This window comes from Tahibacter caeni, from assembly GCF_024609805.1.
Lineage (GTDB): Bacteria > Pseudomonadota > Gammaproteobacteria > Xanthomonadales > Rhodanobacteraceae > Tahibacter > Tahibacter caeni.
Genome location: NZ_JANFVR010000007.1, coordinates 1 through 14,707 on the forward strand (window position 1 = coordinate 1; position 14,707 = coordinate 14,707).

12 protein-coding genes and 1 pseudogene are annotated in these 14,707 nt (G+C 68.0%); 8 read left to right on the forward strand and 5 right to left on the reverse strand.

Features of this window, described 5'->3' with window-relative positions; genetic code table 11:
* Together NON22_RS01425 and NON22_RS01430 are read left to right on the forward strand one after the other, a co-directional pair.
* Positions 1-386, forward strand: a pseudogene (locus NON22_RS01425) (SO2930 family diheme c-type cytochrome); the annotation flags it as partial.
* 214 nt (positions 387-600) lie between these two features.
* Entirely contained in the window at positions 601-3,030 is a 2,430-nt protein-coding gene (locus tag NON22_RS01430; RefSeq protein WP_257385109.1) for a TonB-dependent receptor, read from the forward strand.
* Positions 3,031-3,085: 55 nt separating this feature from the next.
* Here NON22_RS01430 and NON22_RS01435 read toward each other — a convergent pair whose 3' ends face one another.
* Together NON22_RS01435 and NON22_RS01440 are read right to left on the reverse strand one after the other, a co-directional pair.
* Entirely contained in the window at positions 3,086-3,892 is an 807-nt protein-coding gene (locus NON22_RS01435; protein ID WP_257385110.1) for a phosphodiester glycosidase family protein, read from the reverse strand.
* Positions 3,893-3,973: 81 nt separating this feature from the next.
* Positions 3,974-4,651 carry a hypothetical protein gene (locus NON22_RS01440; protein WP_257385111.1) on the reverse strand — a complete coding sequence of 226 codons (678 nt, stop codon included), beginning with the start codon at positions 4,649-4,651 and terminating at the stop codon, positions 3,974-3,976.
* A gap of 334 nt (positions 4,652-4,985) precedes the next feature.
* Between NON22_RS01440 and NON22_RS01445 the strand changes: the two genes are divergently transcribed.
* The 4 genes from NON22_RS01445 (at position 4,986) to NON22_RS01460 (ending at position 6,758) form a co-directional block, all read left to right on the forward strand.
* Positions 4,986-5,801, forward strand: a complete 816-nt coding sequence (locus NON22_RS01445) for an inositol monophosphatase family protein (RefSeq protein ID WP_257385112.1) — start codon at positions 4,986-4,988, stop codon at positions 5,799-5,801.
* 97 nt (positions 5,802-5,898) lie between these two features.
* Positions 5,899-6,078, forward strand: a complete 180-nt coding sequence (locus NON22_RS01450) for a DUF2269 domain-containing protein (protein ID WP_257385113.1) — start codon at positions 5,899-5,901, stop codon at positions 6,076-6,078.
* Positions 6,072-6,356: a DUF2269 domain-containing protein gene (locus tag NON22_RS01455; RefSeq protein ID WP_257385114.1), complete on the forward strand. Its 285-nt coding sequence runs from the start codon at positions 6,072-6,074 to the stop codon at positions 6,354-6,356. The genes NON22_RS01450 and NON22_RS01455 overlap by 7 nt, the downstream gene beginning before the upstream one ends.
* Positions 6,357-6,515: 159 nt before the next feature.
* On the forward strand, positions 6,516-6,758 hold the full coding sequence (locus tag NON22_RS01460; RefSeq protein WP_257385115.1) for a hypothetical protein: 243 nt from the start codon (positions 6,516-6,518) through the stop codon (positions 6,756-6,758).
* A gap of 32 nt (positions 6,759-6,790) precedes the next feature.
* Here NON22_RS01460 and NON22_RS01465 read toward each other — a convergent pair whose 3' ends face one another.
* From NON22_RS01465 to NON22_RS01475, 3 genes are all read right to left on the reverse strand, one after another.
* Positions 6,791-7,684 carry a hypothetical protein gene (locus NON22_RS01465; RefSeq protein WP_257385116.1) on the reverse strand — a complete coding sequence of 298 codons (894 nt, stop codon included), beginning with the start codon at positions 7,682-7,684 and terminating at the stop codon, positions 6,791-6,793.
* Positions 7,685-7,855: 171 nt separating this feature from the next.
* A complete protein-coding gene (locus NON22_RS01470; protein ID WP_257385117.1) occupies positions 7,856-8,671 on the reverse strand; it encodes a 2'-5' RNA ligase family protein in 816 nt (271 codons plus the stop codon).
* 2 nt (positions 8,672-8,673) lie between these two features.
* The gene (locus NON22_RS01475; RefSeq protein WP_257385118.1) at positions 8,674-12,180 is read right to left on the reverse strand and encodes a methylmalonyl-CoA mutase family protein; all 3,507 of its coding nucleotides are present in this window, start codon (positions 12,178-12,180) and stop codon (positions 8,674-8,676) included.
* A gap of 165 nt (positions 12,181-12,345) precedes the next feature.
* On the opposite strand from NON22_RS01475, the gene NON22_RS01480 reads away from it, so the two are divergent.
* Together NON22_RS01480 and NON22_RS01485 are read left to right on the forward strand one after the other, a co-directional pair.
* Positions 12,346-12,948 (forward strand): hypothetical protein, encoded by a 603-nt coding sequence (locus NON22_RS01480; RefSeq protein WP_257385119.1) that lies wholly within the window; start codon positions 12,346-12,348, stop codon positions 12,946-12,948.
* A 564-nt stretch (positions 12,949-13,512) separates the two neighbouring features.
* Positions 13,513-14,616, forward strand: a complete 1,104-nt coding sequence (locus NON22_RS01485; RefSeq protein ID WP_257385120.1) for a Glu/Leu/Phe/Val dehydrogenase dimerization domain-containing protein — start codon at positions 13,513-13,515, stop codon at positions 14,614-14,616.
* Positions 14,617-14,707 lie beyond the last annotated feature (91 nt).

Sequence of the window (14,707 nt, forward strand, 5' to 3'; positions counted from 1 at the left end):
CGGAACAGCGGCCGCGCGCGGCCGACGCGCGCGACACGTCGGCCGACCTCGCGGCGCGCGCGCGCGCCTATCTCGACATCAACTGCGGCCACTGCCACAGCGCGAAGGGCGCGGCGAACACGTCGGGCCTGTTCCTCGACGTGGCCCACGAGCCCGGCATCCATTTCGGTTTCTGCAAGCAGCCCGTAGCGGCCGGCAAGGGCACGGGCAACCGGCTCTACGACATCAAGCCCGGCGACGCCGCGGGCTCGGTGCTGCTGTACCGTCTCGAAAGCACGGACCCGGCGGTCATGATGCCCGAGCTCGGCCGGTCGGTCGCGCATCGCGAAGGCGCGGCGCTGATCGGCGATTGGATCAACGCGCAGAGCGGGGACTGCAATCGATGAGGCGCGGAGAAACGCCATCCGGCAGAACACGGAATATCGCTGCGGCGGCATGCCGGCCCCGGCGACAGGCCGACCTGCGGCCGGCGGTTGCTTCTCCCCCTCACACGAACCTCTCTCCCGGCTCGAACGCGCCGGGAGAGAGGAGCAAGAAGTGAAAAACAGCAAGACCAAAACAGAAAAAAGCAAGCATCAGCCAACCCCCGGGGAGTGGACCATGAAACCGATTCGCCGCCAGCTCGTCGCCAGCCTGCGCCAGGCCCTGCTCGTCTCGCTGACCGCAGCGAGCCTGCCCGCCGTCGCGCAGATCGCCGAGACCGAAGACAACCTGCTCGAACGCATCGTCGTCACGGCGCAGAGCCGCGAGCAGGAACTGCAGGAAGTCCCGATCGCGATCCAGGTCGTCGACGAAAAGCTCATCACCGAGACCACCGCCTACGATCTGCAGGACATCGACAACTTCGTGCCCGGCCTCGTCGTCAGCGGACAGAAGACGCAGCCGTACTTCGCGATCCGCGGCATCAGCACCGGCGACTTCGGCATCGGCACCGATCCGGCGGTCGGCGTCTACGTCGACGGCGTCTATTCGGCGCGCTCGGGCGGCTCGGTGCTCGCGTTCAACGACGTCGAGCGCATCGAAGTGCTCAAGGGCCCGCAGGGTACGCTGTTCGGCCGCAACAGCGCGGCCGGCGCGGTGTCGCTGATCAGCAAGCAGCCGGGCCGCGATCTCGAAGGCCGCGTGACCACGCGCTTCGGCAACGACGGCCAGCGCTACGTGGACGGGCTGATCAACACGCCGCTCGGCGACACGACCGCGCTGCGCGTCAGCGTGCTGCGCAACGAATCCGACGGCTGGCTGCGCGACGCGGCCACCGGCCGCGACCTCAACGGCGACGACAACTGGGCCGCGCGCGCCGCCTTTCGCTGGGACCTGTCGAACTCGACCAACGCCGTGCTGACCTGGGACCACGAGCGGCTCGACCAGCTCGCGCGCCCGGCCATCGGCATCGTGCCGTTGCCGGCGTCGCCGGACTGGCCGCCGTCGCCGCCGGATCCGGCGACCTATCTCGATCCGCGCCGCGCGCCCGTGTTCAACGACGTGGAGGGCAACGAGGAATCGCGCACGTTCGACGGCGCGACTCTCGCGATCAATCACGACGCCGACTGGGGCCACCTGACCTCGACGACGGCCTGGCGCGAGTTCGACACGGTCAATCGCGAGGACGAGGATGGCACGAACCGGCGCTATCTGTATCTCGACACCGCCAACATCGAGGACAACCGCAGCTTCTACCAGGAGCTCAAGTTCTCCGGCGACACGGGCACGGTGAACTGGGTCGCCGGCGCGAGCTACTACCGCGAGAAGGCCAACCAGACCTCGCAGGTCAACGTGTTCACCGACAGCCTCGACACCCTGATCCGCAACCAGGGCCTCGCGCCGACGCCGGACGGCACCCTGTTCGGCTATTTCAGCGACGTGCTCGCCTCGTTCGACGCGCCGTTCAGCCTGCGCGACCATCGCTGGCGCGAGGAGATGATCAACAGCGCCGACTCGCGCGCGTATGCGCTGTTCGGCGACACGATCTGGGCGCTCAGCGACACGACCCACTTCACGGTCGGCCTGCGCTACACGCGCGACGAGAAGAAATTCAGCTGGCTCAACGGCCCGCGCAGCGCGCCTACGCTGGATGCGACCGTCCAGCAGCTGTTGCCGCTGGTCGCGCAGCTGCCGCCGGAGCTGCAGGAGCAGGCGCTGTTCGCACTCGGCGTCGCCGGCAGCGACATCGTGTTCGCGAACGGCGAGCTCGAAGGCGTCAAGGTGCGCGACAGCAAATCCTGGAGCGACCTGAGCCCGCGCTTCGTGCTCGACCATCAGGTCACGCCGGACACCATGCTGTTCGCCTCGCTGGCCAAGGGCTACAAGGCCGGCGGCTACAACAGCCTGGACATCGGCGCGAAGTTCGACAACGAGGACGTCTGGAATCTCGAAGCCGGCCTCAAGCAGGTCGATCACGAGCACGGCCTGATGTGGAGCGCGTCGGCGTTCTACTACGTCTATTCCGACCGCCAGGCCATCCGCCTGGATCCGAACAGCGCCGGCAGCGGCGTGCCGCGCTATCTCGTCGACACCAGCGACGAGAAGGCCTGGGGCATCGACGCCGGCCTGCAGTGGCAGCCGGTCCGCGCGCTGACTCTCGATGCGAATCTCGCGTTCATCGATGCGACCTACAAGGACAAGGTCGCGCCGAGCGGCGCGGATCTGTCCGGCCAGGCGACCGGCGAGCCGTATCTGTCGTTCTCGCTCGGCGGCCAGTACCGCTGGGATCTCGGCGGCGCCGGCGCGATGACCCTGTCGCTGCGCCACGCCTACCGCGGCAAGAGCCGCTGCAACGCCGACTCGCAGTTGCAGGGCGATTGCAGCGTCAGCCCGAACGTCGACGTCGGCGCCGCACAGCAGCGCACCGACCTGCGCCTGGGCTGGACCGACGCCGCCGACCACTGGCATGCGGCCGCGTTCGCGACGAACCTGTTCGACAAGCGCTACGTCGAAGGCGTCGGCAACTACACGACCGACGTGTTCGGCACCACCTACGCGACGATCAGCGCGCCGCGCCTGTACGGCGTGGAGGTCGGCTACCGGTTCTGAGCCCGCCGATGGTGCCGGCGTCCGCGATGCGGCGCCGGCACCACGACCGGTCGACTCACTTCGGCGGCGCCGGCTCGGCGTCGTCGCCGATCGCATCGACGACGCCGATCAGCGGACCCAGCCGCGCGCGCGCCGTATCGCGGCGCGGCGTCCGCGCATAAAAGCTCGACACCGAGCCGTCGAAATACAGCGCGTCGGAGCACTGCAGCACGTCACGGAAATACGTCGCGAATGCATGCAGGGTGACCGGCCGTTCGCTGATGACGAAACGCACGCGCCCGCCGCAGATGCCCACGCCGTTGCGCACGTGGCGCGAGCGCGACGCCGGATCCAGGCGCGGATGCAGCGCGCCGTGCTGCAGCAGCAACGGACCCGACTGCGTCGCGAGCTGCACGCCCGTCGCGACGTCCGCGTAGCGCGAGGCTTCGACGATCTGCGCGCCGCCGGCGCCGACCAGGAATACGCCGTTGGGCTTCAGGTAGAAATTGCCGGTGCCGTCGCCGAGGTCGAGCGGACTGCGCTCGATTCCGTCGGCGACGAACAGGCCGACCGGCCGGAAGCCCGGATGGAACATGCCGGCGTTCATGCCCCAGCGCAGCCGCCGGCCGCGCCGCTGCAGCCAGGCATCGAGCCGGCGCAGACTCAGGAACGGACGCTGCGCGTCGTCGTCGAGGAACAGCGCGAGGCGGTCGTGCGCGAGGTCGACGTCGACGACCGTGCAGGCCGCCTCGGGCCCGACCGCCGCAACGCCGTGCAGGCCGCCGAACAGCAGTCCGAACACGGCGACGGCCCGGCGCCGCAGTGTCCACGACGGCGGCGCCGCATCGGCACGCGCCGGAGGCCGGCTTCGTTCGCGCTGCATGGAAACTCCATCGACCCGACCGCGCGAATCTACACCGTAACGACCGCGGCTACGTGCAGGCCGAGCCCGGTCGACGCGCCGTCACCAGCGCTTCCACCAGGGCCGCTTGCCGCCGCGGTAGACGAAGCCCGGCGCCGCGCGCACGTTGTCGTCGATGCGCAAGGTCGCCTCGACGCGGTCGAGCAGGCTGCGCGCGCGCGACAGCGCATGATCGGGAAAGCGCGCATCGTGTGTGCGCGCATCGGACAGGTTCCAGAGCAGGCCGCTCGCGCCCGCGTCGCCGTAGGGGTCGCGCGCCCAGCCGAGCAGATCGCCGTGCTCGGACCGGGTCACCTGGCCGCTGGCCATCGCGTGCTGGAGCACCTGCGCTTCGCGCACGCCGGCCGTCGTGCGCTCGACGCAATGCACTTTGACGAGAAAACCGAATTCGCGGAACGGCAGCACCAGCGAAGCGAGGTAGCTCAGGCCGCCGGACGGCTGCGGCAGCTTGCGCACGATACGCACGGCCGCGCAGCCGGCCACGCGCACGGGGTCGCATTCGATGAGCCCGTGGCCCTCGGCGACGGCGCGCTCGCGATAGAAGCGGCGCACGCCGGCGGTATCCGTCGGATCCGCGGCGAGGTCCGGCGGACCGTCGATGAAATGCACGCCGAGCGTATCGCCGCCGGCGCTGGTCCATTCGCGCAGTGCGCTGCCGGTCGTGGTCATGCGCAGGCCGCGCAGGTCGAAGCGCAGCGATTCCGCCGAAATCAGCATCATCCCTGCGCGTACCCTGGGCCACGGCCTGCCGCGTTCGCGGCGCCGTCGTACGCCAAGTCGCTGCGTCGTGGTTCTGTCCGTGTCATCGCTCGCCTTGATTGTCTGCGGCGACCGCCGTCCCGCTCCTCGCGGAAGCCGGCTCGGCCGCTGCGCCGCAACATCGATTCGCGCCGATATTCCCATGACGGAGCAGGCCAAGAAAGACCGTCACGACGGCGGCGTGACGGTTTCGACACCTGCCGCGAACGCAACCGCCATCTGCTGCGGATCGCGCGCCGCACGGGCCGCTTCATGCGACCATCGTCGAACGATCCGCCGCCACGACCGGAGCGCCGTGAACCGTCCCGACCTGCAGGAACTGCTGCGCTTCGCGCTGGAACTGGCCGATCTCGCGCAGGCGCAGATCCTCCCGCACTACCAGCGCTGCGGCACCGAACTCAAGGCCGACGGCAGTGAAGTCACCGCGGCCGATCGCGCCGCCGAACGGGCGATACGCGCGGCGATCGCGCAGCGTCATCCGATGCACGCGGTGATCGGCGAGGAATTCGGCGGCGAGCGCGACGCGCCGGCGCAGTGGATCGTCGATCCGCTGGACGGCACCAGCGCGTTCGCGCTCGGCATGCCGCTGTTCGGCACACTGATCGCCTATGCCGAGCACGGCGAGCCGCTGGTCGGCGTGATCCATTTTCCGGTGCTCGGCGAAACGGTCTACGCCGCGCTCGGCGGCGGCTGCTGGTTCCGTCGCCGCGACGGCGCGACGGAACGCGTCCGCGTCGGCGCGGCGGCCGCGATCGAGGATGCCGTCGTCTCCGCCTCCGGCGTGCACGCGACCGACGTGCTGCCCGCCGCCGACGGCACCGCCCACGTGCTGACGCCGTTGCTGCGGCGCGCGCGCAAGTTCCGCTTCTGCGGCGACTGCCTGCAGCACGCGCTGGTCTGCCGCGGCAGCCTGCACGTCGCGATCGACACCGTCATGCAGCCCTGGGACATCGCCGCGCTGGTGCCCTGCATCGAGGAGGCCGGCGGCGTCGCGAGCGCGCTGGACGGCCGCCGCGAAGGCCTGGTGCACGCCGGCAGCCTCGTCGCTTCCTGCAGTCCCGCGCTGCACGCGGCCGTGCTCGACGTGCTGAATGCACGGGAGGGCTGCTGAACCTGACGATCGTCGATCGATCCGGCCGCCGCGATCGGCGGCAGTAGCCGTCGCCGCCGTGCGCCGCCGCCGTCTCATCGCCTTCCCGGAGTCGCCCATGATCTATCTGCTGCTCAAGCTCGTGCATGTCGCCGCGGTCGTGCTGTTCCTCGGCAATACGACGCTGGGATTATTCTGGGTGCGCCACGCCCGCCGCCTGGACGCGCCGGCGCGCATCGCCGAAACCCTGGACGGCGTGATCCGCAGCGACCGCCTGTTACCCTGCCCTGCGTGCTGATCCTCGCCGTGGCCGGCATCGGCGCGGCGCTGTACGGCGGCCTGCCGCTGCTGCGCACGCCCTGGATCGCCGCAGGCCTGGCGCTGTTCGCGCTGTCGGGGTTCAGCTATCGCTGGGTAGGGCAGCTGCAGCAGCGCATCCTCGGCGAAGCCCGCCGCCCCGACGCGACGCTCGCGCAGCTCGACCCGCTGCTGCAGCGCTGGAGCCGCATCGCCAGCTTCAGCGTCGGACTGGCCTGGATCGCGCTGATCGTCATGGTGCTCAAGATTCCGCGCTGAGTGCCGGCGCGGCGTCCAGCGCCGAACACGACGTGCCGCGTCTGCCGGAGCAGGCCGTGGACCAGTACGAAGTCCCCGTGCCTGCCTGCGCAGGCGATCACGCGACATATTCGCCTGATCGATCGGTCCAGACGCTCGTCTTCAGGGAGATACAAGGCGATGAAGATCTACGGCCGCGCAGCGGCGAACAGCAACGATGCCGCACCGAGCGCCCTCGTCGAGGCCGCGTTATGCGCAACGCCGGACGAACTGCGCCGCATCGCCGCGTTCCTGACGCTCTGCGCCGACGAGCTGGAGTACCTGGGCGAGCGCTACGGCCATCTGCATCTCGCCGACCGCATGAGCGGGTTCGGCGGATCGCCGACTCTGACCGTGTTTGCCGCCGAATCCGGCTCAGCGTGATAGCAAGCGGGCAGGATCGGGGATCTACTACTTCAACGCATCGGCGCCGAATCGTCGAAATCGCTCGCGAACAGGCGATCGATGGACAGCTGAAGATAGCTTATCGGGGCCGGAACCGCGGGAAGCAGTCGACCGCCGTTCGCTGCGTCGGTCATCCATTGATCGATCAGTTGTATCGGAAAGGCCAGCGGCCGCTCGTAGACGGAATTCGACGTCAACCGAACAAGACAGCTGGATTCGCCCCGCGGCGGCACGTCGGGTAGCAGAACTCCGTAACCGAAGTCGAAACACATCGGTCCGTATACGGAGCTGCCGCAACCGCCGGCGATTGCGCCGTCCACCGCGAAAGGTAGCGCTTCCATCAGGCAAAAGCCGGCCCGCAGATCACGCACAGTCACCGCTGAGTCGTTGTGGACTACGAGACTTACCAGCCCCTGCGCACGGCCATTCTGGAGTATCGAGGCAGGCGCCGCCTCGAGGCGCAACTCCAGCCCAGGAACCGTGCCGAGCTTGAAGTTCAGCGAATTGATCCGCGTCCCCGAATAAGGTTCGTTAGAAAACTCGATCGCCAAGTCGCTGCGCGACGAAGCATTGCGCTGTACCGCGTAGGAACATGTGTAATCTCCGGCTGGAAAATAGATCGACTGCGACCAGGGCAATTCCTGCAGATCGGGGCAACTCGCAGGGCTGTCCCCAGCTGTCGTCACGATGTATTGATCTGTCCCCGCCGAGTGGCACCACAGGTGGGCGGCTGCGCCGGTGCCGTGAGCACGAAACCGGAAAATTCCCCGATCGCCGGGCAACAGATGCCGGATCGTATCGTCGAGCGGCGTCAATACCACGTCGGGAACGGACTGGGCATTGGCCGGCGCAATGATCGATAGCAATACTGCTGCGGCTATGGCGTTGGGGCGCAATCTGGTCATGCTGTAAGGATGGCGCAATCTCGTGGCAACGCTACCCTTGTCAGTGATGCCGCAGACAACCGCGTTGTTTTCTCCAAGACGACCGAGACGCAAACGTCCCCCAGGCATCGCTTCCCGTGGTGCGGCCACTCGACGCCGGGTGGATTCCCGCTGACGCCACGTGGCGTTGGCTCAGCCTTCGAGCGCCCAGCGCCCGAGCACGACGTGCCGCGTCTGACCGAGCAGGCTGTGGACCAGCACGAAGTCCTGCGCGGTCCAGGTTATCGGCGTCACGGCTTCGGCGTCGACGGTCTGCGCCGCATAGGCCAGCGTGACGTGCGGCTCGAACGTGCGCGAGACGCAGCGGCCGAGTCCGTTGCGCGCGAGCGCCGTGCCGAGTTCGGCGCGGAACGCGTGCAGTGCCGCGTTGCCGCCGCCGGCCTTCAGCACGAGCGGACGCTTGTCGCGCCGGCCGGAAAAACTCGCGACCTCGTCGAGCGTGATCGGGAACGGCACCGCGCGCAGCGACGCCGCAGCCGTCCTGGCCGCTTCCACCGTGTCCGTCGGCAGGCCGGCCCAGTCGCCGATGTGGAACAGCGTGATGTGGAGCCGGCCGGGCTGATGCCGCGGCCCGCGTATGCCGTGACGCGCGCAGACCTCGGCGCCGAGCGCGTCGATGCGCGCCGCCGTCGCCGCATCCGGATACAGGCCGAGAAACAGGCGGTCGGTCGGGACGAGCGGCGCGTTGCCGAACAGCGAGGACTGGACGGACGCATCGTCTTGCGGAGATGACATGGGCACCTTGCCGGAAAGCAGAAATCCGCCGAGATCCTGCGACAGCTCGCGCGGCGGCCAGCGCGGGCTCAGCACCTGGACGACTTCCATGAGCTCGAAAAAACGCGCGAGGCCGTCCTTCGGTCGCGACGGACGGAACGGCAGCCCGCCTTCGGCCGCGAACGGGTGCTCGTCCACCGTATCCGGACGATCGCCGGGACCGCGCTTCGCCATGCCTACATATTGCGCCGATACTCGCCGCCGACGTCGTAGAGCGCGTGGCTGATCTGGCCGAGACTGTGGGTCTTGACCGCTTCCATAAGGCTCTCGAACACGTTGCGGCGTTCGCGCGCGGCGGCCTGCAACGGCTTGAGGCCGCTGTCGGCGTAGCCGTTGCGGTTGGCCTGGTACTTCGCGACGTTGTCGATCTGCTGGCCCTTCTCGCTCTCCGTCGAACGGATCAGCTCGATCTCGGTGACGATGTCGCCGCCGTGGTCCTTCGGCAGGAAGGTGTTGACGCCGATCAGCGGCAGGCTGCCGTCGTGCTTCTTGTGTTCGTAGTAGAGGCTTTCTTCCTGGATCTTGCCGCGCTGGTACATCGTGTCCATCGCGCCGAGCACGCCGCCGCGCTCGCTGATCGCCTCGAATTCCTTGTAGACGGCTTCCTCGACGAGGTCCGTCAGCTGGTCGACGACGAAGCTGCCCTGCCACGGGTTCTCGTTGAAATTGAGGCCGAGTTCCTTGTTGATGATCATCTGGATCGCGACGGCGCGGCGCACGCTCTCCTCGGTCGGCGTGGTGATCGCCTCGTCGTAGGCGTTGGTGTGCAGGCTGTTGCAGTTGTCGAACAGCGCATAGAGCGCCTGCAGGGTCGTGCGGATGTCGTTGAACTGGATTTCCTGCGCGTGCAGCGAACGGCCCGAGGTCTGGATGTGGTACTTCATCATCTGACTGCGTGCCGAGGCGCCGTAGCGCTCGCGCATCGCGCGCGCCCAGATGCGCCGCGCGACGCGGCCGATGACCGTGTATTCCGGGTCCATGCCGTTGGAGAAGAAGAACGACAGGTTCGGCGCGAAGTCGTCGATCTTCATGCCGCGCGCGAGGTAGTACTCGACGATCGTGAAGCCGTTCGACAAGGTGAAGGCGAGCTGGCTGACCGGGTTCGCGCCGGCCTCGGCGATGTGATAGCCCGAGATCGACACCGAATAGAAGTTGCGCACGTTGCGGTCGACGAAATACTGCTGGATGTCGCCCATCATGCGCAGCGCGAACTCGGTCGAGAAGATGCAGGTGTTCTGCGCCTGGTCTTCCTTGAGGATGTCCGCCTGCACCGTCCCGCGCACGGTCGCGAGGGTCTGCGCCTTGATCCGCGCGTAGGTCTCCGCATCGACGACCTGGTCGCCGGTCACGCCGAGCAGGCCGAGGCCGAGGCCGTCGTTGCCGTCGGGCAGCAGACCGCCGTACTGCGGCCGCGCGCGGCCGCGATAGAGCCCGGCGATCGTCGCGCGCGCGGCTTCCCAGCGCGCGTCGTCGGCGCGCAGGTATTTCTCGACCTGCTGGTCGATCGCGGTGTTCATGAACATCGCGAGGATGATCGGCGCCGGGCCGTTGATCGTCATCGACACCGACGTGCTCGGCGCGCAGAGGTCGAAGCCCGAATAGAGCTTCTTCATGTCGTCCAGGGTCGCGATGTTGACGCCGGAGTTGCCGATCTTGCCGTAGATGTCCGGGCGGACGGCCGGGTCCTCGCCGTACAGGGTGACCGAGTCGAACGCCGTCGACAGGCGCGCGGCCGGCAGGCCGACGCTCAGGTAGTGGAAGCGCCGGTTCGTGCGCTCGGGCGTGCCTTCGCCGGCGAACATGCGGATCGGGTCCTCGCCGCTGCGCCGGTACGGATAGACGCCGCCGGTGTACGGGTAGTAGCCCGGCAGGTTCTCCTTCTGCAGGAACACGAGCAGCTCGCCCCAGCTGCGGTACTTCGGCGCGGCGATCTTCGGGATCTTCTGGTGGCTCAGCGACTCGCGGTAGTTCTCCACGCGGATGGTCCTGTCGCGGACCTGGTATTCGTTGACCTCGTCGGTCACCGACTTCAGCCGCGCCGGCCATTCGCGCAGCAGCTTCAGCGCTTCGGACGACAGCGACTGCACGGCGTCGTTGTAGCGCTGGCGCAGGGTCTTCAGGCTGCGCTCGTCGCCGGCCAGCAACGCATCGGCCGCGTACAGCTCCAGTGCCTTCGGCAGCTGCGCGTCCTCGAGATCGCGCAGGGACTGCCAGTACGACTGCGCGCGGTCGGCGGTCTCGGCCTGGGCCAGGATCGCCGCGTTGATGCCGCGCCCCTGCTCGGCGATCTCGGCCAGATAGCGCACGCGGTTGCCCGGAATCAGCACCGTCGCGCGCGGCTCCTTCAACGAGGTGTCGAGCGCGGGGCTGAAATCGCAGCGCGGGTTGCCGATTCCCGATTCCCCATTCCCGACTCCCGGCTTGTGCCGCAGCAGGCGGCACAAGCTCACGAACATCCAGCTGATCCCCGGATCGTTGAACTGGCTCGCGATCGTCGGATAGACCGGCACGTCCTCGTCCTTCATCTGGAACGCCGTGCGGTTGCGCTTCCACTGCTTGCGCACGTCGCGCAGCGCGTCCTCGGCGCCGCGCTTGTCGAACTTGTTCAGCACGACGAGCTCGGCATAGTCGAGCATGTCGATCTTCTCGAGCTGGCTCGGCGCGCCGAAGTCGCTGGTCATCACGTAGACCGGGAAGTCGACGAGATCGACGATTTCCGAGTCCGACTGGCCGATACCGGCCGTCTCGACGATGACGAGGTCGTAGCCGAGCCCCTTGAGGAACGCGATGCAGTCCTTGAGCACGACGTTGGTCGCGACGTGCTGGCGCCGCGTCGCCATCGAACGCATGAACACGCGCGGGCTGCGCAGCGCGTTCATGCGGATGCGGTCGCCGAGCAGCGCGCCGCCGGTGCGGCGCCGCGTCGGATCGACCGAGATCACGGCGATGCGCATCGCCGGAAAGCTCGCGAGGAAGCGGTTCAGCAGTTCGTCGGTGACCGAGGACTTGCCGGCGCCGCCGGTGCCGGTGATGCCGATGACCGGCGCGCCGCGGCCGGCCAGCGCGAAGCGCGGATCCGCGCCGGCCCAGTCCTTGCGCAGCCGCGCAAGCTCGGCCTCGTCGTAGTCGCCGTTCTCGATCGCGGTCAGCACGCGGCCGATGCCGATCTCGTCGTCGAGCGCCGGCCGTTCGGCCGCGGGCGCGGCCGCGTCGCGGCGGCTGCGCGCCAGACCGGCACGGCGCACGACGTCCTCGATCATCGCGACCAGGCCCATGTGCATGCCGTCGTTCGGATGGTAGATGCGCTCGATGCCGTAGGCCTGCAGCTCGGCGATCTCCTCGGGCGTGATCGTGCCGCCGCCGCCGCCGAACACGCGCACGTGGCCGGCGCCGCGCTCGCGCAGCATGTCGACCATGTACTTGAAGTATTCGACGTGGCCGCCCTGGTAGGAGCTCAGCGCGATCGCGTCGGCATCCTCCTGCAGCGCGGCGCGGACCACGTCCTCGACCGAGCGGTTGTGGCCCAGGTGAATGACCTCGGCGCCCTGCGCCTGGATCAGCCGGCGCATGATGTTGATCGCGGCGTCGTGCCCGTCGAACAGGCTGGCCGCGGTGACGAAACGCAGCGGCGCGGCCGAGGCCGACTGATCCTGCGGGGCTAGGCGTTGGGCGGGTGTGCTCATCGTCGATCCGGGGCGAAGGTGGCGTCGGGCCGTCATTGTAGCCCGCGGCCGCGGCGCGCCGGCGGCCGGGTTGTCCGGACGAATTGGCCCCGTCGCGCGACTCGGCAGCGGCCGGCGCAGCGACTATGATGCGGCCTTGCACTGCGCCCACCGGAGCCCCTGATGATGCACCGCACCGCCCTGCTGCTCGCTCTCGCCGCCGCCGGCGCCGCCGAGTCCAAGGAGATCAAGCTGCAGAACCCGAGCTTCGAGGAACCCGCGACGGTGCACGACGTCGTCAGCGGCTGGCGTGCACTGCAGCATTCGGGCGAGGACTCCTACGAATTCACGACCGTCGGCGACATCTTCGCCAAAGGCAAGCGCAGCTTCCGCCTGACGCGGATCAAGGAACAGCATTACGGTGCGCTCGACCAGTCGCTGCCGGCTGCGCCGCTGGCCGGCCGGAAGATCGAATACCGCTTCCAGGTGCGCACGCGCGACGTCGGCCCCGGCGGCTTCTATCCCTACGTGAACCTGACCAGCAGCTCCGGCGACGTGCTCGAGCAGATCCGCGGCGACGCGGTCGTCGGCACAGTGGACAAGTGGAAAACCGTGAGCGTCACCCTGACCGTGCCGAACGACGTGCACAACGTCGTCGTCGGCATGCTGCTCATGGACGCCGGCACGATCTGGGCCGACGACGTGAGCCTGCGCACGATCGACGCGCCCGGCACGAAGCCGCTGGCGGTCGAGGAGAAGCCGAAGGCCGGGAAGATCATGATTCCCTGAGCAGGCGGGGAAAGCGTTCGCAGCGAGGCTCCTTTGCCCTGCTGCTTTTCCCCACAACCCCGCCGAACGCTGCGCGTTTCGGCCGTTCCGGCCCGTTGGGCGTTCAGAATGATCAGAACCTCGGTTCTGAGCGATCATTCTTCACCCCCTTGACTCAAAGGGCTCCACGGAAAGGTCGACGCGACGTTTGCGCGACGTCCCTGTGCCCTGCTGCCAGCACTCCCTAGTCCGTGAACGGCGTTCGTTGCGCGGCTGCCCTTGAAGCGCAGAACGCGAAAGCGGGAATACGGCGCGTCCGCGGGTTTTCGGGAGTACCGGACGAGTCGCTGCGGTGCGGCGCGACGTTGCACGGCGCGGCATTCGTGCCGCGCTTTCGGCTAGAGCGTTCCACCCACCGGCGTGCGGGGCTACACTACGCGCCGCCAACGCCCGCCCCCTATTGCGGGCGTTGGCGCATATGCCTTCCCACTCAGTCACTTAGCGCGCAATTCTGACGGAAAAGCGAGCTCATGCAGGCGCTTTGCCCCGCGCGGATTCCGCGTCTCCAGCCGGAGTAGTACGTCGATGATCTTCGAAACCCTCGCTCAGACGGGCCACGAGCAGGTCGTTTTCTGCCACAACAAGGACGCCGGCCTGAAGGCCATCATCGCGATCCACAACACGGTGCTCGGTCCTGCGCTCGGCGGTACACGCATGTGGGCCTACAAGACCGAGCAGGAAGCGCTGAACGACGTGCTGCGCCTGTCGCGCGGCATGACCTACAAGGCTGCGGTGTCGGGCATCAATCTCGGCGGCGGCAAGGCCGTCATCATCGGCGATCCATCCAAGGACAAGAGCGAGGCGCTGTTCCGCGCGTTCGGCCGCTTCATCAACTCGCTGAACGGCCGCTACATCACGGCCGAGGACGTCGGCATCGACGTCAACGACATGGAATACGTGCTCAAGGAAACCGAATTCGTGACCGGCGTGCACCAGGTGCACGGCGGCTCCGGCGATCCCTCGCCGTTCACGGCGTTCGGCACCCTGCAGGGCCTGATGGCCGCGCTGAACGTCAAGTTCGGCAACGAGGACGTCGGCAAGTACAGCTACGCCGTGCAGGGCGTCGGCCACGTCGGCATGGAATTCGTCAAGCTGCTGCGCGAGCAGGACGCGAAGGTCTGGGTCACCGACATCAACCAGGAAGCGGTCAAGCGCTGCGTCGACGAATACGGCTGCGAAGCCGTCGCGCTCGACGAGATCTACGACGTGCCGGCCGACATCTATTCGCCGTGCGCGCTCGGCGGCACGGTCAACGAGAAGACGCTGCCGCGCCTGCAGTGCAAGGTGATCTGCGGTGCCGCGAACAACCAGCTCGCGACCGACGCGATCGGCGACGAAGTCGAGAAGCGCGGCATCCTCTACGCGCCGGACTACGCCGTGAACGCCGGCGGCCTCATGAACGTGTCGCTGGAAATCGACGGCTACAACCGCGAACGCGCGATGCGCATGATGCGCACGATCTACTACAACCTCGGCAAGATCTTCCAGATCGCCAAGCGCGACGGCATCCCGACCTACAAGGCCGCCGACCGCATGGCCGAAGAGCGCATCAGCGCGATCGGCAAGATCAAGCTGCCGCACATGGGCAACCAGCAGACGCGTTTCCTCGGCCGCATGCGCGGTCAGTAAGAAGCCGTTGCCGCAGCGGACCCGAGGTCCGCTGCGGCAGCCTGCGGCGGCACCGCGCCGACGCGCTCGTGGCTGGCGTCCGGCTTCGTTC

Bases quoted from the DNA above. Each gene is read 5' to 3' on its own strand.
- NON22_RS01480 (WP_257385119.1), top strand. From the start codon at position 12,346: ATGCACCGCACCGCCCTGCTGCTCGCTCTCGCCGCCGCCGGCGCCGCC.
- NON22_RS01440 (WP_257385111.1), bottom strand. From the start codon at position 4,651: ATGATGCTGATTTCGGCGGAATCGCTGCGCTTCGACCTGCGCGGCCTG.
- NON22_RS01450 (WP_257385113.1), top strand. From the start codon at position 5,899: ATGATCTATCTGCTGCTCAAGCTCGTGCATGTCGCCGCGGTCGTGCTG.
- NON22_RS01470 (WP_257385117.1), bottom strand. From the start codon at position 8,671: ATGGCGAAGCGCGGTCCCGGCGATCGTCCGGATACGGTGGACGAGCAC.
- NON22_RS01475 (WP_257385118.1), bottom strand. From the start codon at position 12,180: ATGAGCACACCCGCCCAACGCCTAGCCCCGCAGGATCAGTCGGCCTCG.
- NON22_RS01430 (WP_257385109.1), top strand. From the start codon at position 601: ATGAAACCGATTCGCCGCCAGCTCGTCGCCAGCCTGCGCCAGGCCCTG.
- NON22_RS01435 (WP_257385110.1), bottom strand. From the start codon at position 3,892: ATGCAGCGCGAACGAAGCCGGCCTCCGGCGCGTGCCGATGCGGCGCCG.
- NON22_RS01485 (WP_257385120.1), top strand. From the start codon at position 13,513: ATGATCTTCGAAACCCTCGCTCAGACGGGCCACGAGCAGGTCGTTTTC.
- NON22_RS01460 (WP_257385115.1), top strand. From the start codon at position 6,516: ATGAAGATCTACGGCCGCGCAGCGGCGAACAGCAACGATGCCGCACCG.
- NON22_RS01465 (WP_257385116.1), bottom strand. From the start codon at position 7,684: ATGACCAGATTGCGCCCCAACGCCATAGCCGCAGCAGTATTGCTATCG.